The sequence below is a fragment of the Vibrio kyushuensis genome (assembly GCF_050337325.1).
In the GTDB taxonomy this organism is placed as follows: Bacteria; Pseudomonadota; Gammaproteobacteria; order Enterobacterales; family Vibrionaceae; genus Vibrio; species Vibrio kyushuensis.
Window position 1 is genome coordinate 1,062,628 of record NZ_JAKJSV010000002.1, and the last position, 18,444, is coordinate 1,081,071.

An 18,444-nucleotide genomic window follows, 5' to 3' on the forward strand; every position below is an offset into this window, starting at 1 on the left:
TCAAGAGGTTTATCCGTGAAACATCAAACAATCAAATACAGTAAATGTGAGAACAGAGCGTATAGCCAATTAAATAGATTACCTCTATTAATCATTGTTTTACTATTCCCCACCATGTCCAACGCCTGCCAACTATTCTATCCGATGCTACAAAAAACATTAGCAGATCGTTTAATTGAAAGTGAAAACGTTGTTATGGTTCGCACATCCGCTGATAGTGACAGACTATTTCACGTAAAAAATATATTGAAGGGTGAAGATTTACCTGTGGCTATTGAACAGTATGTGCCTTTGGCTTTTCGTAATTTCATATCAGTTGATCCAGATTATACGATTGTGATGATACAACGAGAAAATGGTCAAGACTGGTTACCACTTGGAGTTGCTCGACGAGGGAACTACGAGCAGTTAGTAAAGCAAATCATTGATAATAAACATTGGATAGCAAATAAAAGAGATGATATCGACAGGCTATTAGTATTTGCCAAATTACTGGGAAACCAGGATCTTAGAATACATGAGTTAGCCTACTTAGAGGTTGCTCGTGCTCCCTATGAAATGATTATGGAAGTAAGTCAAAGTGTAGATCTACCGACTATGCGAAACACACTAAATAACTTCAATTATGCCAATTGGCATGGTCTTGCCACCTTAATATTAGGCTCATCTTCTGAAAAACAAGACGAAGAGTGGTTGAGTAATGAATTGCAATCAAAGCACAAATTCCAGATAAGTCGCAACCTAGCTGCTGTTGTTACTGCGTGGATCGAAATGAAAAGCACTCAGGGCTTAGATGAGATTATCTCGCTGTACATAAAGGATCAAACGCGAACTGAAGTTGAAATAGAAGAAATTATCCTGGCACTGTCTACTCACGCTAATGCCACACCAGCTCTACAAGATGAGGTAGTTGATATTTATTCTCGCTTACTTAAGCGTAACCCTAAGTTAGTGACACGAATAACAAAAGATTTAGTGACTTGGAAAAGGTGGGACCTTGTCAATCAATATCAACAAAGTAAGCTCGTTTTACAGTCAGATCTACGTAGCCAAATACTCATCAACACCTACTTAAACGCCGCTATATCTTATCAGCGGTAAGTGCTAAGAAAATTATTGTTATGGCACCATAAAAATATTGAGGGTCATAATCAAGTAAAAGCCAGAGGCAAGCTTTATTGCATTTCTATTTATTAGGTCGTAAGGCTTTAGCCCTGAATAAGCCTGAAACTTCAATAATGAGTCCTGCAATTGATGATATTGTGACATAGCAGATGATTTGCTGCTTCTTGATGTTCGTAATCATAATGAGTTACAGAATGTTGGGTTTATTGATGGCGCAATTAACATTCCGGTTGAGCGACCCCGTCAAAAGCCAAGTTCGTTACCAAAAGATAAAGTGATCATCATCTACTGCCAAGTTGGTTTACAAGGTGATGTTTCATTTCGAGAATGGGTCAACAATGGTTTCAGAACAATAAACCTAATTGTTGGATTCAAAACATGTACAGGGTCGGAATTATAACTATAGGGATTATGAAACTAGAATCGGCCGGTTTAAATCGCCACATAAAAATGAACACCGCTCGTTACATTCTTCGCATAACTCAGAATTTACGTAACTCAGTGGTGTTCATTTTTGATGTAAAGAAACAATGCATTAAACCGTTTCTACTTTAACGTCTTCGTCAGTGTTAGCAACTTTGCCTTCAATCGGAAGCACTTGTCTCACATATGTTCCCGGAGCAGTACAAATAACAGGGTTATTTTCAGAGCCCTGTGAGTATGGCTCAACTTGTTCTTTCTGGTTATAAGTCAATAACCACTCGTTCCAATGATTCCACCAAGAACCCTCAGTTCGTGTCGCATTCGATAGCCACTCTTCTGGTGAATCATCTAGATTATCATTCAACCAGTAACCATATTTGTTTCTAGAAGGGTGATTAACGATGCCGGCAATATGACCTGATTCGCCCAGAACAAAGGTCTTGTTACCTCCAGATTTCAACGCACCGCGGTAAGTCCCCTGCCAAAGTGCAATATGATCTTCTTTGGTCGAAATAAAGTAGCTCGGTATCTTTATCTTATTAAGGTCTATCCATACACCGCCAATTTTCACACCTTTATCTTGAACCAATTTATTTTCAAGATAGCACTGTCTTATCAAGAAGTTATGGCATGGCGCTGAAACATTTGTACTATCACTGTTCCAATACAACAGGTCGAAATCTACCGGACTATTACCTTTCAGATAATTATCAACGTAGTAATTCCAATACAAACTGTTTTCTCGTAATAGACTGAACGTTACACTCAGAGATCGGCCATCCATATAACCTTTAGCGCTGTTCTGTGCTTCTAACGCACTCACTATGGTTTCATTAATGTACGCCCCGACTTCGCCTGGTTGCGAAAAGTCTAACAATGTCGTGAAGAATGACGCAGATTTAATGCGTTTTTTCATTCGCTTAGCAGCGTAGTAAGCAACGGTTGATGCTAACACGGTACCACCGATGCAATACCCTGCAGCGTTAATCTGCTCTTGTCCGGTGATCTCTTCAATTGCCGAGACGGCTTTAACAACACCTTCAGTAACGTAATCACCAAACTCTACATGCGACTGTTCTTGACCTGGGTTTCGCCATGACATCATAAAGACGGTATGCCCTTGCTCAACTAGCCAACGCATCATGGAATTTTTTTCACGCAAATCCAAAATGTAATATTTATTAATGAACGGCGGAACAATCAGCAAAGGCGTGGCATTAACAGTCTTAGTTAATGGCTTATATTGGATTAGTTCGAACAATTCATTTTGAAAAACAATGTCACCTGGTGTATTTGCAACATCATCACCAATACGAAACGCATTATTATTGGTCATACGAACTTTTAAAATGTCCGCACTAGACTCCATGTCTTCATTAAGCTGCTCTAAACCTTTAAGCAGATTTTCACCATTTTGTTCAAGTGTTAGCTTCAACAATTCAGGGTTGGTCGCAATAAAATTGCTTGGAGATAATGCGTTTATAGCTTGGCGAGAGAAGAACATGATGCGTTCTTTCGTTTTTTCATCAACGCCTTCAATACTGTTTACAGTATCAAAATACGTTTTGCTAAAAAGCAGGTACGACTGCTTTATAAAACTATAAAAGGCATCATTTTTCCACGCTTCATCAGAAAAGCGCTTATCACCCTTTTCTGCTTCAAGAAAACTTTTTGAATTGCCTTCTAAAGCAACATTTTGCCAAATTTGAAGCTGCTGCTCCCACCATTGGGTTTGCAACTGAAGTAACGCGGCGGGTTGATTCGCAGCTTGCTCAAAGAACTTTGCTGAATCTTCAAAGTTTACTTCTTGCATCGCCTTATTAAGGGGAGAGTTAACGGCTTCCTTGTTGACTTCAAGCTCCTTCCACCACTGTTGATTGGTTTCTTGGAGTTTTACAAGGTAGTCCGAAAAGAAGTGTTGGAACATGATTTCTACTCCTATCTTCGGAAAAAAGCCGCCTAATTAAAGGCGGCAAGGGCTGTACTATGCAGGAGTTACAGTTTTAAGATTTTCCGTAGTCATCTGATCAACGTCATCTTTAAACTCTTTTGCAATATTTTGAATCTTATTGCTGTCATCTGTCAGTTGCTGAGACAATTTAGTCATTGCAGACAGCTGTTGACCGCTAAATGCTGTTAGAGAAGTTACGTCGCGAACTTCACTTGCAGCTTTCATTTGGCTGATACCCATTTCGCTATAAGTACGCATTGCGTTTAGCTGGAGCTCAGTCAACACTTCAATATTCTTAGTCACTAGCTTATTGAATTTTACATAAGGCTGTAGAGACTGTTCAGTTTGGTCTGTGAATGATTTGAAAAAATCTGTATACATGGTCTTGCTCCTAAATAAAGGGAATATTCCGTTTAACAACTAGATTGATTTAACTATGACAGCCGTGCCCATGCCGCCACCTACGCAAAGCGAGGCGACTCCATATTGACCACTTCGTCTATTTAGTTCGTGTATAAGAGTTACGAGGATACGATTTCCTGAAGCTCCTAATGGGTGACCAAGTGCAATTGCACCGCCATTTACGTTGGCATTATCTAAAATAGATGATGCCGAAACTTGATGTTCTTTTGCCAAAGAGTGCACAACGCCCAACGCTTGAGCCGCAAATGCTTCATTAAGCTCATAGAGATCGATATCACTAATGCTTAATTGTGCTTTTTCCAACGCTTTTGTGACCGCTTTAACTGGCCCCAGCCCCATCAATTTTGGGTCTAAACCTGTTTGCGCATAACTTGCGATTTCAGCGATTGGTTTAAGGTTGTACGTTTTTACTGCTTGTTCTGACGCTAACACCAATGCACTCGCACCATCGTTAATGCCTGATGCGTTACCTGCTGTTACACTGCCTTCTCTATCAAAAGCTGGACGAAGTTTTTCTAATCCGCTTAGAGTGGCTGTTGCCTTAGGGTATTCGTCCGTATCAAAAACGATAGTTTCTCTGCGTTTTTTTACATCAACGGGTACGATTTCATCCTTAAACACACCACCTTCAATAGCAGCAACTGCTTTTAGTTGGCTTGCCAATGCAAATTCATCTTGCTGCTGGCGACCAATTGAACATTCTTTAGCGACATTCTCAGCGGTTACACCCATGTGATACTGATTAAATACATCAGTTAAACCATCGTTAATGAGTAAATCCGTCAAATTTAGGTTACCCATTTTATGACCATCACGTACCGAAGCAGGGACAGTAAATGGAATTTGCGACATTACCTCTACGCCTGCCGCTACCACAACTTCGGCATCACCAGAACGTATATGCGAAACTGCATCCATAACAGATTTCATTCCGCTGCCGCACACCATATTTAGGCTATAAGCAGGAACACTTGCAGGAATTCCAGCATATATCGCAGCTTGTCTACCGACACTCATACCTTGCCCAGCACTGATAACGTTACCAACGATCACTTCATCAACGTTTTGCGCCTGTATGTTTCCAGACTCAAGTGCACCTTTTATTGCTATAGAAGCAAGTTTTCCAGCAGTTATATCTTTAAGACTTCCACCAAATGAGCCGAGGGGGGTTCTTTTCGCTGCTACTACAAATACTCTTTCCATCATTTCACCTTAGTGCATGTATAATCCGCCATTTACCGATAATGTTTCACCGGTAATGTAGGCCGCTGCATCGCTTGCTAAAAAGCTAACTGATTCTGCTATTTCTTCTGGGGTAGCCAAACGCTTCATTGGAATCTGAGCCTTAATTGAATCAAGGACTTCAGGTCTCATTTGTTCAACCATTGGGGTTCCCGTATAACCAGGAGCAACAACGTTAACTGTCACACCACTACGAGCACCTTCAGCGGCTAATGCTTTTGAAAATCCAATCATTCCAGCTTTTGCTGCTGAATAGTTTGTTTGGCCGAACTGACCTTTTAGTCCGTTTACAGAAGAGATGTTAACGATACGACCGCCACCTTTCTCACACATAGAAGCGAAAAGAGGTTGAGTCACATTGAATAGGCTATTTAGATTGGTGTCGATCACATCACGCCATGCTTCCAAAGACATCTTCTTAAATTGACCATCTTTAGTAATACCGGCGTTGTTGACGACTACATCAATGGTTCCTTCTTCTTCTAAAAGTTGGCTTAAACGTTCTGCACACTCCGGTGCATTAGTAACGTCCAACTCGAATAAGCGAACATCTTCTTCAGTAAACCCTTTTTCGGTAAACCACTCTAACGCGCACTCATAATTACCCGTGTAATATGTAGCAATTACACGAAAACCATCTTCGACGAGTTTAGAAGAGATCGCGGAACCTATTCCGCCTTTTGATCCGGTGATCAAAGCGAGCTTTTTCATTGGGGACTCCATTCTTAACAGCAATATATAAGCGTATTTCAAATGGTGCATGCAATAGCACCAACTAACGTGTTTAATATTTTGATTCTTTCTTAGTTGAAGAACCTTTCTGTTAATTAATCTAAGCCTGTTTTATTACAAATAAAATACTATTTATTTTTTAAGATCCATAAAGTTGAACAAGATCCCACTTATGATGAAATGTTAAGGGCATGTTAAACGCCATAAGTCATTGATATCAAAGCTATTGTTACACTTATCATCAAGAAATTGTTTTTGCTAAGTTATTGATTTGTAATGGGCATTGGTCGTGTAACAAACGCGTTGCAACATTTAATGTAATTTCAAAGCTATTAATTCCAGCTCACATTATTGATAGGTATGTCATTATTTAAAGTTGATTTCAAGGTGCACTAAATTAATTCATAACTTTAATAAGATGCATCGTTTTAGGGCAATAAATATATGTAAGGTAATAATTTAAATATCGTCATTTAATTGTATAACGATATAGATATGTAAAATATTTATGTGATCGGATATTTTATCAATATTACCTATTGGTAATAATTCAAATATTGAAATGGTTATCAATTACAAAGTAGGTGGGGTGTGAGAGGTATTAGCAATTAATAGAGTAATATGAGAGCAAAAGTATTCATGACCAAAAGAGCACCTCTTGGCCATGAATGTAGAGGTTTGAATTATGTGCTATTTGCGCTTGCCACGACCCGCATGTATTTTCATCTTCGCTTTCATTTTTTGTTTCTCTGAAGAGCGTCCACGCTTCTTGGGCGTATGTGCATTAACAACTTCCTCATTCAAACTCGGCTCAAATCCCTCTAACCACTCTTGTGGTAGATGGGTATCAAGTAGCTCTTCTACCGCTTTTAGTAAGTAGTCTTCATCGCGGCTCATTAATGACACAGCTAACCCGGTTGCACCCGCGCGTCCTGTCCTTCCGATGCGGTGAACATAATCTTCAGCTTTGTATGGCAGATCATAGTTAATGACCTGTTCTAGCTGCTGAATGTCTAGACCACGGGCTGCTACATCGGTAGCGATAAGAGCGCGTACTTTCCCAGACTTAAAGTCATCTAGCGCTTTCTGACGCGCACCCTGACTTTTATCTCCATGAATTGATGCCGCTTTTATTCCATCTAACTTGAGTTCTTTAACTAGCGCGTCGGTACCCTGCTTTGTTTTGACAAACACGAGCACTTGTTGCCAGTTTTTTGAACCAATCAAGAATGCCAACAGTTCACTTTTACGTTTTTTATCGACTGGATACACCATCTGCTTCACAGAGTCAGCCGTGCTATTTGATGGTGATACCTGCACTTCAACAGGATCAGCCATCATTTTATGTGCGATAGCTTTAATCTTGTCATCAAATGTTGCGGAAAAGAATAGTGTTTGACGTTCGTCATTCATGCGATTGAGGATCCGCTGAATATCAGGCATAAAGCCCATGTCTAACATTCTGTCCGCTTCATCAAGCACCAGTACCTCTGTCTGACTCAAAACTATGTTTTTGCAAAATAGATGATCTATTAAGCGCCCTGGGGTCGCGACTAGAATATCCGAGCCACCCTTTAGATTGGTAGTCTGCACATTCATGCTCGTGCCACCGTACGCCGTCACGACTTTAATATCGGTATCTATTGCATAACTTTCTATGTTGTCAAAAACCTGCTGAGCTAATTCTCTAGTTGGGACCAGAACTAATGCGCGAACAACACGGCTATTCATTTCTCTGTTCATGGGATTATCGAGAAATCGTTGAATAATCGGTAAGCCAAAAGCTGCTGTTTTTCCCGTACCCGTCTGAGCACCAGCTAATACATTCTTCTTAGCGAGAACGTGAGGAATGGCTTGTTGTTGTACCTCGGTAGGCTGTTTGAACCCGAGCTTTTCTACAACACCAACAAGCGAAGATGAAAGACCTAAATTTTTGAAAGGATGCGTCATGTTTTGTACCCACTATTAAACTCGCGCGGATTCTATCAGAACAAACCTACGAAAGCAGGTAATTGTGAATGTTGTGGCGTTTCAGGTTTATTGTGTTTTCTGGAATTTAGCCCATAAAAGCCATGAGAACCAATCCGTAAACATTAGTATACACGAGTGGATATTCTGCGTTACAAAAAGCTTGCCTTCCAAAGTCAAATACTACAGAATTCAAACCCAACAGACATATAACCTAACAAAGTAGCAATTGTGCAGTTACATACACCACAAGAGCAGCTCCGTACAAAAAAGTATACACATGAAAAACTCAAAGATATTTGGTAGTACTCTGATTATAGCTGGCACTACGATTGGTGCTGGAATGCTTGCTCTTCCTATTGCTTCTGCTGGGATAGGATTTTCCACATCGCTAATGATCATGCTTGGTTTATGGTTTCTGATGGCTTTTACCGCATTGTTAATGCTTGAATTGCACCAACATGCCGATAGTAAAGCGACACTTCACACCCTTGCAAAACAAATACTTGGCAAGAAAGGTCAGTTGTTGACTAGCTTCTCTATGCTGTTTTTATTCTATTCATTGTGTGCGGCATACATAGCGGGTGGTGGTGCACAGTTCTCAGATCGAATCACGTCTTGGACAGGTTCAGACATAAACCCACAGATAGCGACTATATTATTTACCTTGATTGTTGCGGTAATCGTGACTTTTGGAACAAGTACCGTCGATAAAGTAAATCGCGTTTTGTTTATCACTAAATTGATCACCATGGTGGTCGTACTTAGCTTCTTAGCTCCAAATGTTACCCAAGGCTACCTGCTCAGCATGCCTATTCAACAAGGCTTCGTAATCGCTGCTATCCCTGTGATTTTTACGTCATTTGGCTTCCACGGAAGTATTCCGGCTGTCGTAAATTATTTAGACGGCGACACACGATCACTACGAAAAGCAATTATTATTGGCTCTTCAATTCCATTAGTTATTTACATCTTTTGGCAAATCGTCACTTTAGGCGTAGTGAGCCAAGAACAGCTAATTGAGAACTCAGGTTTATCATCACTGATCAATGAACTCGCTATCACTGTACAGCAATCAAATATCAGCCAAATTGTCGGTATTTTTGCTGACCTAGCACTACTCACTTCTTTTCTGGGTGTAAGTCTAGGATTGTTTGAGTTTCTAGCGGATTCGGTAAAAAGTAAGACGAATAAAGTTAACCGAAGCTTTGCAGCTTTGATTACCTTTACTCCCCCACTTGGTTTTGCTCTTTTCTATCCTCAGGGCTTTATCATGGCACTGGGTTACGCTGCTATTGCGCTAGCAATCCTTGCCATTTTCCTTCCTGTATTAATGGTATACAAGGTTAGGAAATCTGACGAATACCAAGCGGATTACCAAGTTTTCGGTGGGCAGCCTGCACTCATCATCACAAGTGCTGTTGGTGTCTTAATTGTGTCAGCTCAACTAGCAATCAGTGTTGGTTTATTGCCTGCTCTTGGCTAATTTAAATCGCTCAGCCCTTTAGCTCGATAATAAGAAACGCTGCTTAGATTAATATAGGCAGCGTTTTTCCTTGTTTTACCTGACGAATCGCTAAGTGCGTGTGAATGTCTTTCACTGTTTGGATTCTCTGCAGGTAACGGGTAAATTGCTCATAACCTTCGAGATCTTTCGTCACCACTTCCAATAGATAATCATACGCGCCAGAAACAACATGGCAGTTAATCACGGCTTGAGTATCATGCATCGACTGCTCAAACGCATCGATTGAATTCGCTTGGTGGTTATTTAAGCTCACTTCAACAAAAAAAGTCATCCCTATCCCTAGCTTTGACTTATTAAGACGGGCGTTGTAACTGTCAATTATTCCGTTGTCTTCCAGCTTTTTTAAACGTCTAGCGCACGGGGAAGCAGAAAGCCCCACATGGTCGGCTATTTCGGCAGTAGGTAATCTCCCTTGCTGTTGTACTAAATCTAATATACGACGATCTATCCGATCCAATTCCATCAAATACCACCCTTACGCTCGATTAACTCAATATTATCAATTTACGCGATATATATCGTCACAGAATTATCACCTCGATACCGAAAACGACCGAAACATGCGTAAAGTTTAAGGGATAATAGTACTTATTAACAAAAATGTAACGATTATGTTTTCTGGATACCTAGCGATCATCACGACCATCTTGTTGTGGTCCGGCTTTTTCTTATCACTAAGAGGCGGAGCGATATCAGCACTTACCCCTGCTGACATGGCCTTAACTCGATTTCTTATCCCAGCATTAGTGCTGCTACCGATTACGTTCTACTCAAGGAAACTGATTTTCTCAGTACCAAAACGGTACCTTGTTGGAATGGTTGTTGGCGGAGGGCTTCCTTATCTTCTAGTCGCGGGACTAGCCATGAATTATGCAACCGTTTCTGACGGCAGTGCACTGGTACCTGGCACACTTCCTTTATTTGTTTCTGCTATTGCGGTTTCACTTTTCGCACAACCACTGAGTCAGCATCGTAAAATCGGGCTCGTCATGATCGTTCTCGGCATTTCACTATTCTTATGGTCTGGCATTTCTGAGGCTGAAACGACGCTTGTACAGGGTCATGTCCTATTCTTATTAGGCAGTATGATGTGGGCTGTTTTTACTATTTGCGCTCGTATCGCGAACTTTCCGGCTTTAGTATGCGCTGGTTTGATTTCGCTCGTTTCATTTCTATTGCTGTTGCTACTTATAGTAACCAATTCGATTGAAAGCTCTTTGTTCGTATTCGGTAGTGGCCAATCTTGGTCGTCAAATGTAGAGAACTGGCCATATCAAGAGCTCTTTGGTCATTTGTTACTTCAGGGAGTTGGGGCAGGCTTGATCGCTTCCTTTACCTATTTGCACGCTATCTCAAAATTAGGCGCAGAACGAACTGCAGCCTTTGGCTCACTCACTCCCGTCATTGCCACACTTTTGGCCATTGTTATCTTTGGAGAAGTACCGCCGGTAACGACATGGTTGGGGTTGGTCTGTATTTGCACGGGAAGTATTGTCGCAAGCAATGTGTTCATGCGTGAGGATGCCTCTTTGGCTTACCAACCACCTAAACACTCATAACTATTGCAGCCATCACTTTAACTAAGCGAAAAAGTGATGGCTAATTTTTTTAAACTTTAAAAAATCGAAGTTCAAGAATCAATCGTTCATTTAAAGCAGATATCAGCCCAACGAGCGAGGCCTGCTGTCACTGAACCAAAATAATTGCCACTCACGACTGGAATATTCGGTAATAGGTCCTCTACGGATTTTCTTAAAAACGGAGATCTCGCTGAACCACCAGTCATAAAGATCACATCCGGTTTAACACCGCTCATCGCGACAGCTTCTTTGACTAGATCAGCCATTTTAGACTTAGGTTGGTCAATGGCATCAATCATTTGTTGTTGGCTAATATCAACAGCAATAGTTTCAGATAGTAAATCAACATGAGCTTTATATTGCGTGTCGGAAGAGAGTGCTATTTTTGCTTCTTCAGCACGACGTACGATGCTATAGCCCAATGTCTCGTTATAGACCTTTAGCAGCCTCGCCAACTTCTCAGGCTCACCCGCTTCTTTTTGCAGTAACTTCAATGCTGCCAAATTCGATCTTGTGTAAAAATCTTTTTGCGCTTCGACATTATTAATGGCAATCGGATTCCAAAACTGAGTAATTGGCATCTCAATACCGGTTGTCGTTTTACTTCCAAAACCAAACGGGCTCATCAACTGTCTAAACGCGAGGTGAATATCGAGGTCATTTCCACCAACCCTTTGCCCACTATGAGCAAGTAGTGACTGGGTTCTATCAGCTTTCCCTTTCCAATCAGGTCCCATCTGGATTATTGAACAGTCAGTGGTACCACCGCCAATATCCACAACGAGTACCGTTTGATTTTCGGTCAATGTCGCTTCATATTCCAACCCTGCCGCAACAGGCTCAAACTGAAAGATAACATCATTAAATCCAGCTCGAGTAGCTGCTTTCATTAAGATATTTTCTGCTTGTTTATTTGCGTCTTCACCACCACGGCCATGAAAGTTAACAGGTCGACCTATGACCGCTTGAGTAATGGATCGCTGTAGATTCAATTCTGCTTTGTTTTTAATATTTGCCATCATGGCGCAAACTAAATCTTCAAAAAAGCTTAATTGAACATCATGTAAACCCGACGCACCTAAGAACGACTTAGGCGACTTTACGTAATAAACATCTCTTGGGTCTTCAAGGTATAGATCAAGAGCCGCTTGACCAAATGCTACATCTTCTGGCACTAGGTCAATGCTTTCTTCCCGATTGAATGCGATTGAACGTCTTAGTACTTGCTCGCCAACAGCGTCTGCAGGTGAAATGTTGCAGTGTCGAAATAGATGCTCAGACACTGACTCCCGAGTGGGGGCACATATAGTCGAGGGAATATAATAGCGATCACCTTCAAGTGGAATGAGGGTAGGACTCCCATCTTGCATAGATGCAACAGAGCAATTTGCTGTTCCGTAATCAAAACCAATAAACATGGCGACCTCAACTTATCTCATCATGAGACAGACAATAAAAAAGGTCGGCAATGCTACACCAACATCGTGATAATTTCTAGAATGAATCAACGTATATCTCCGAGTCTGATATACTCATCCCATCTGCAAAATAGCCACTTAAAAATATGAAATCTCCATGTATCGGTGCGTGTAAAAGTAATGGTGACATGTGCACCGGATGCCAGCGTACAACAAAAGAAATCGCCGAATGGCAAAGCTATAGTGATGCACAAAGAAACGTTATTATGAATGAGCTTAGAGGAGAGGCTTCTAGCCATCAATGCCCTAAATGTAACGCTCAAACCCAATGTGACGTACAAAATGGAAAAGAGACTTGCTGGTGTTTTTACATTGAAAAGCGAGATAGCGCTGACGTTAAGGAGTATGGGGTATGCTTATGTAGAAAGTGCTTAAGTTCACTTCCTATACTCTAGAAACAACATGAGGGAGCGATAAGCTCCCTCTGTTACAACTGTACTTCTTATGTCGATTACGTTTTACTTGGCTTTTAAAGCTTCCCCTTCAAACGTAACCCCTTCCCAACCTGAAACCATGAAGTTTCGAATATTTTGATGATCATCATTCTCAGGATTTTGTAATACATCTTCACGGTAAAAGCGGCCAAAGCACGCTAATGTTTGCTCAACAGATAAATCTAGAAGTTTTCCTAAAGCGAAAATTTTACATGAACCATTATTCTGATTCTCTAGGTTCACTGTTTTTCCATTATTAAATGCGGTTGGAGTAAACTCAAAGTTTTGCTCAATAACAGCCATAGTTTGTTCAAACTCAATAGCGTCAGTTGCTTGATTCAGTTCATCAACAAATAGGTTCAATTCCATTCTATCTCTCTTCATGATTTCCGATTGAATTGGAAACATACCACAAACTCATGCATCTATTGAAGAGTTCAATTTACATTGGATTCCAGTGGATTGGCGGTGTTAACCCCCACCTTTTCATTTCAGCAGGATGATAAACGGCGCGTCCTTTTCGACCAATTTGAATAGGGATCATTGAAGCTAGTTCGCCACCTAAAATCCGCATCACCAATTCACCTGCTTGCTGTCCTTGTAATTCTCCAAATAAAACTACACCACCAGCCGCTTTTCCCCCGCCAATTGAAAAATCCCAAAAACCAAACAATGGAACAGTACTGTGTTGATTTGTCCATCTTAAAACCTCGTCAGCAAGTACACTGCTACCCTGCTTGTCTACAATCGTGTGGTACAAACCAACCACAATCGCACTAACCTCCTCTCTAGCACTATTTTCTACGCTGTGATGCCACTGTTCTAATGTCTCTAGAGCCAATAATTCAATTTCTATATTCAGATTATTACTAATAGATTGAGTCTGAGTTTTCATGTAGTCGATTGCTATTTGAGAGGTGATCCCGCTGTCAAACATGATGCGAATTTTCCGCTTATCATCCGCTATCATTGAACCTATATCTGCCATCGTTTTAACAAACAGTGGCTGCTCTAATACTCCCGTTACAGAAGCGGCTCCTTGATACTTGTTCAGTAATGACCTTGGATTGGAGTTAACCCCTAAAAATACGATTGAAATTGGCTCATCATATAGTTTGGGGTACATGTAACGAAGCGCATTATCATCTCCAAGCACTACAATACTGGGACGTACTTTTTGATAGTATTGATAAGCTTCATCCGCCATTTTCTCATACTCATTCTCTGGAATTCTCTTCGTATCCATCTGAAAAGTGGCTAGCTCAACATCAGAACTAAGAGAACTTTCTAGACCTTGGATATAGCTCTTATCCCAATCATATTCACTATGGTAGCTTTCAATCACTAACACTGAACTTGATGATACTGAAAAGCTGATTAAACTCAGAACAAAAACGAGAAACTTCATTTAACCACCTCAAACTCTGCTAGAACTCATCACTGCAACCCTACTGATAGTTTAGTCGGTTAATTGCTGAACACCGAATTCGAACTAACATCTATAATGTAGTAATCGATATACAGATTAGGTGGCGCATGGGTAAGAATAAACAGTTTGAATACAGCATAAACAACCCACTCTATAGCCGTATTGGTCGCAGAATCATCCTAATCATGATTATTTTGAGTGGTTCGATTACCTTGCTAACTACTCTTATGCAGCTCTATTGGGATTACAACAAAGAGTTCAATGCTGTTGATCAACGTCATTATGAAATTCAAAGTGTCCATGCCCCTCTACTTGCTTCATCACTATGGAGTTTTGATCTGGTTGTTTTACAAGAGCGATTAGATGGTTTGGTTAATTTGCCTAAAATTGATTATCTGCGTGTAGAATCAGGAAATTACTCTTTTAGTGCCGGTGTAAAAGTAGCTGGCGATTCAGTTTCGGTAACCTACCCTCTAGAATACTCGACTAAAGACAGCTCAGAGGCAGAACTGATAGGAAAAATCTATATTGAGTCTGATGCTCAGCACATATATGACGCTCTACTTAAACAATTCTTTATTACCCTAGCGCTAAACGCAATTAAGACAACATTGGTCTGTTACTTAATTTTGATGGTCTTCCACGAAAGCATAAATCGACGAGTGTTTTTAATTGCAAAGTATCTAAGAAGCTACAACCCGAGACACCCTTCTGACCCACTCGTTCTATTCTATAAAAGTTGGATAATGGAAAAAGATGACGAATTAAACTGGTTGGCCGATGAAACAAACAAAATTACGGGAGATGTAACTAAGCTTTATAGCAACATTAAGTTCGAGCAAGAGCGCCTTACTGACTTTACCCACGTTTCCTCCGACTGGTTATGGGAAACGGATGCACATGGACAGCTAACCTTCTGTTCAGAATCAATGTCAGAGGCTCTAACTATAGATCCTTTTAACAAACCACTTATCTTCGATGTACCCCAGTTTGAAGATCTAACCTCGTTGCACAAGGTAATACGTTCTACCAACGACTTTACGATGTGTGAACAGTGTATCGTTATCGATGGCGTTACTTATCATATGCTTTTTCAAGCGTTAGCTAAATTTCTAGACGGCAAATTCATAGGCTATCGTGGAACAAGTATTAACATTACTGCACTTAAATCTGCACAGTTGGAATTGGAAGAGCTTAATGCCAGCTTGGAACACACTGTCGCAGTAAGGACATTAGATTTAAAGCAAAGCATGGAGCAATTACAAGCGACCCAAGAACAACTGATTGAATCAGAAAAATTGGCCGCTCTTGGTGGGTTAGTGGCAGGTGTTGCCCATGAAGTGAATACACCGCTAGGCATTTCAGTAACAGCGGCTTCTGTAATTCGTGATGTTACCTCCGAGCTAAATAGTGCATTTTCCAACCAAACATTAACAAGCACTCAGTTTAGTGAACTTATGGGGCAAATCGATGAAGGTAACAGCATGCTCGAGCAGAACCTTAATCGAGCAGCAAAACTTGTAAAAGACTTCAAACAAACGGCAGTCGATCAAGTCTCTGAAATTCGAACTCAATTTGGTGTAAAACAAGTTCTCGACGCCTTGATAGCGAGCCTTCACCCTGAAACGAGACGAATTCCGGTCACACCAACAATCGCTGGGGACGAACTTATAACCATGAGTAGCTTACCGGGAGTTCTTACACAGATCGTGTCTAACTTAGTGATGAATAGTATCAATCATGCCTTTGAGGAGACTAAAAGCCCTGAAATCTCAATCCACTTTTCCCAACAAGATGACAATATTGTTCTAGAGTATCAAGATAATGGTTCCGGCGTTCATCACTCATTACATCAAAAAATATTTGAGCCCTTCTTTACCAGTAAACGCGGTAAAGGCGGCAGTGGCTTAGGCTTGAACCTAGTTTTCAATCTGGTTAAGCAAAAGTTATGTGGAGAGCTACAATTTGAATCACAACCAGATAAAGGGGTTAAATTTAAGATCACAATGCCCCAACAATTACCCGCGACAGTAAATACCACGTTACCAACGGAGTGATTTCAAGCCGCATACCCAATAGAGATCATGAGTTATCGATAACCGAGAAAGAATACTTCGTGGTAAAAAGGAATGCCTCGGATATTAACGTTGATAATAGTGTGCTAATCAGGAAGATCGTTTCGAATTTGAATAAAATCATCCCAGTTGTCGATCATTAGATCAACCAATTCTGGTTCAAAGTGCTTACCCTTTTGAGCAATGAGTTCTTGCATGATTTCATCATCAGGCCATGGCTCTTTATACGACCGCCACGCCCCTAGTGCATCAAACACATCTGCCAAGGCTACAATTCTTCCGCTAACGGGGATGTCATAACCAAGCAAATTCGAAGGGTATCCAGAGCCATCCCACTTCTCATGATGACTGCTCACTATCTCCTTCCCTGTCACGATGAGCTTTCTCTTAGAGTTACTTAATATGTCGACCCCGAACTCAACATGCTTTTGCATGATTTTCCACTCATCGGCATCCAATTTCCCTGGCTTATGCAAAATGCTATCAGGAATAGCAACTTTACCAATATCATGAAGCGGAGCCGCGTCTTTTATAAGAGTAACCACGGCTGCCGGTAAGCCATACAACTCGGCTAGTCGTTTGCTTATTAGGGAGACTCGCTGTACGTGCGCCCCTGTTTCTTTACTTCGTGCTTCAACGGCATTAGCTAGATTGTGTACGAGCTCTTTAGACGTTTCTCGTAAATCAATTAGTAAGTTCAGGTTTTCAAACGTGAGGCTGATGTTGCGCATGTAGATCTCTAGCAACTGCTCATCTAACGAGTTTAGGTTTCGATTTAAATTCACATACAGAAGGCTATCAGCGCCCTCATCGGTATAGGTGTAAAGCACAAATGCATCATCAAAGCGTGCCGTCTGTTTATTCTTCAATACTTCATGACAGCGTTCTGATACTAATTTAGGTAACTTATCCAGGACACATTCATAATAGAAGTTTACATACCCCCCGGTTGCAGCAAGCGTTAAGGCTCGTGACGCTTCCGCTTCAGGGCCAGGTTGAACGACACAATAAAATGCAGATTCTTCTAGCTTTAACAAAGAGGTTAACTGGCTTAATACTGAAGATGCATACTCCTGTAAGCTACTCGTATTTTGGACCAATGCAGACGCTTTAATTACACGCCTTAACCCTTTTTTCTGGTCTTCTATAAGGCACAAATCTCTGTATGACCGAAGCATTGAATAGAGGAGTGTTTTTAGCTTTTGTGTGGTGAGTTCGGTTTTCTCTTTATAGTCATCAATTTCATATTCTTGAATAACCGTATCTTCAGGAGCTTGTCCTGCTTGCCCTGTTCGCAGTACTAGACGTATTAAATGGTTTTGATCTTGCTCCCTTATATGCCGCACAAGATCTAAGCCTGCGTGCTCGGTTTCCATCACAACGTCAACCAAAGCCAGAGCTATGTTATCTTCTTTAGCCATTAGCTCTTTCGCTTCTTTTGCAGACAAGGCAGATAAAATTTCCAAAGGTCGATCTTGAAATTTAAAGTGACTTAACGCAAGACGAGTGATCTGATGCATTTGCTCATCATCATCTACAAGCAATAAACGCCACGGATTGTTGTTGTGTTTAATCACATTAGATTCATCGTCGTCACTTTTATCATCGCGCCGATCTGCAAACAATTGCATACAACCTCATTTTTTATCTAAACCACCTCTTAAGTTCTAGCACAAAATCGTATATTTGCACCTATATACAGCGAGCTTTAAGCATCTCAATTACACGATTTCACACAACAAAAAGTCAGCGTAATAGATTAAGGATTACGAAGAACATCGTCATTCAATTGTGACGAGATTTTTCACATACAATACATAAATACATAATATAATGAACAAATAGCTGCATAGGTGCTCTGAATGGCGCTATGTCGTGTAACAACTCACCTCTAAGCCGATATGCTTCTGTGTCTAAATATGTTCGGCCTGACGTTATACAAAGCACCTCACATCATCACATTGCACAATTACTCCTTACTCAGCTTTCAATCGTTGAATACAGCCCACTTGAATATTAAGGGCACAAAAAAAACGAGTAATTAGATTACTCGTTT

General features: G+C 40.8%; 15 protein-coding genes and 1 pseudogene. 6 read left to right on the plus strand and 10 right to left on the minus strand.

The features are described from left to right. Positions 1-15 precede the first annotated feature (15 nt). Positions 16-1,101: a hypothetical protein gene (locus tag L4D20_RS04675; RefSeq protein ID WP_428800384.1), complete on the plus strand. Its 1,086-nt coding sequence runs from the start codon at positions 16-18 to the stop codon at positions 1,099-1,101. A gap of 166 nt (positions 1,102-1,267) precedes the next feature. Further along, a pseudogene (locus tag L4D20_RS04680) lies at positions 1,268-1,525 on the plus strand (rhodanese-like domain-containing protein); the annotation flags it as partial. A gap of 135 nt (positions 1,526-1,660) precedes the next feature. Here the strand turns inward: L4D20_RS04680 and phaC are convergent. The 5 genes from phaC to L4D20_RS04705 all read right to left on the minus strand — a co-directional run bounded on the left by phaC (position 1,661) and on the right by L4D20_RS04705 (position 7,846). Then, a complete protein-coding gene (gene phaC, locus L4D20_RS04685) occupies positions 1,661-3,475 on the minus strand; it encodes a class I poly(R)-hydroxyalkanoic acid synthase (RefSeq protein ID WP_428800385.1) in 1,815 nt (604 codons plus the stop codon). 57 nt (positions 3,476-3,532) lie between these two features. After that, the gene (locus tag L4D20_RS04690; protein WP_428800386.1) at positions 3,533-3,880 is read right to left on the minus strand and encodes a phasin family protein; all 348 of its coding nucleotides are present in this window, start codon (positions 3,878-3,880) and stop codon (positions 3,533-3,535) included. Between the two features lie 39 nt (positions 3,881-3,919). Then, a complete protein-coding gene (locus L4D20_RS04695) occupies positions 3,920-5,125 on the minus strand; it encodes an acetyl-CoA C-acetyltransferase (RefSeq protein ID WP_428800387.1) in 1,206 nt (401 codons plus the stop codon). Positions 5,126-5,134: 9 nt separating this feature from the next. Then, positions 5,135-5,875 carry an SDR family oxidoreductase gene (locus L4D20_RS04700; RefSeq protein ID WP_428800388.1) on the minus strand — a complete coding sequence of 247 codons (741 nt, stop codon included), beginning with the start codon at positions 5,873-5,875 and terminating at the stop codon, positions 5,135-5,137. 711 nt (positions 5,876-6,586) lie between these two features. Continuing rightward, positions 6,587-7,846, minus strand: coding sequence for a DEAD/DEAH box helicase (locus L4D20_RS04705; protein ID WP_428800389.1), 1,260 nt, complete (start codon positions 7,844-7,846; stop codon positions 6,587-6,589). Between the two features lie 298 nt (positions 7,847-8,144). Here L4D20_RS04705 and L4D20_RS04710 point away from each other — a divergent pair, with 298 nt between their 5' ends. Further along, complete coding sequence (locus L4D20_RS04710; protein ID WP_428800390.1) at positions 8,145-9,350, plus strand: aromatic amino acid transport family protein; 1,206 nt, start codon at positions 8,145-8,147, stop codon at positions 9,348-9,350. A 43-nt stretch (positions 9,351-9,393) separates the two neighbouring features. Here L4D20_RS04710 and L4D20_RS04715 read toward each other — a convergent pair whose 3' ends face one another. Then, a complete protein-coding gene (locus L4D20_RS04715) occupies positions 9,394-9,849 on the minus strand; it encodes an Lrp/AsnC family transcriptional regulator (RefSeq protein WP_428800755.1) in 456 nt (151 codons plus the stop codon). Between the two features lie 154 nt (positions 9,850-10,003). Here L4D20_RS04715 and L4D20_RS04720 point away from each other — a divergent pair, with 154 nt between their 5' ends. Continuing rightward, entirely contained in the window at positions 10,004-10,951 is a 948-nt protein-coding gene (locus tag L4D20_RS04720; protein WP_428800391.1) for a DMT family transporter, read from the plus strand. Positions 10,952-11,037: 86 nt separating this feature from the next. Here L4D20_RS04720 and yegD read toward each other — a convergent pair whose 3' ends face one another. After that, positions 11,038-12,390, minus strand: coding sequence for a molecular chaperone (gene yegD / locus L4D20_RS04725; protein ID WP_428800392.1), 1,353 nt, complete (start codon positions 12,388-12,390; stop codon positions 11,038-11,040). A 146-nt stretch (positions 12,391-12,536) separates the two neighbouring features. Between yegD and L4D20_RS04730 the strand changes: the two genes are divergently transcribed. Then, positions 12,537-12,845, plus strand: a complete 309-nt coding sequence (locus L4D20_RS04730; RefSeq protein WP_428800393.1) for a cysteine-rich CWC family protein — start codon at positions 12,537-12,539, stop codon at positions 12,843-12,845. A gap of 63 nt (positions 12,846-12,908) precedes the next feature. On the opposite strand, the gene L4D20_RS04735 is transcribed toward L4D20_RS04730, so the two are convergent. Both L4D20_RS04735 and L4D20_RS04740 read right to left on the minus strand, forming a co-directional pair. Beyond that, complete coding sequence (locus tag L4D20_RS04735) at positions 12,909-13,253, minus strand: HopJ type III effector protein (RefSeq protein WP_428800394.1); 345 nt, start codon at positions 13,251-13,253, stop codon at positions 12,909-12,911. A gap of 73 nt (positions 13,254-13,326) precedes the next feature. Next, positions 13,327-14,292, minus strand: a complete 966-nt coding sequence (locus L4D20_RS04740) for an ABC transporter substrate-binding protein (protein ID WP_428800395.1) — start codon at positions 14,290-14,292, stop codon at positions 13,327-13,329. A gap of 128 nt (positions 14,293-14,420) precedes the next feature. Here L4D20_RS04740 and L4D20_RS04745 point away from each other — a divergent pair, with 128 nt between their 5' ends. Beyond that, positions 14,421-16,370: a PAS domain-containing sensor histidine kinase gene (locus tag L4D20_RS04745; RefSeq protein ID WP_428800396.1), complete on the plus strand. Its 1,950-nt coding sequence runs from the start codon at positions 14,421-14,423 to the stop codon at positions 16,368-16,370. 104 nt (positions 16,371-16,474) lie between these two features. Here the strand turns inward: L4D20_RS04745 and L4D20_RS04750 are convergent, their stop codons facing one another. Beyond that, a complete protein-coding gene (locus L4D20_RS04750; RefSeq protein WP_428800397.1) occupies positions 16,475-18,019 on the minus strand; it encodes a DUF3369 domain-containing protein in 1,545 nt (514 codons plus the stop codon). Positions 18,020-18,444 lie beyond the last annotated feature (425 nt).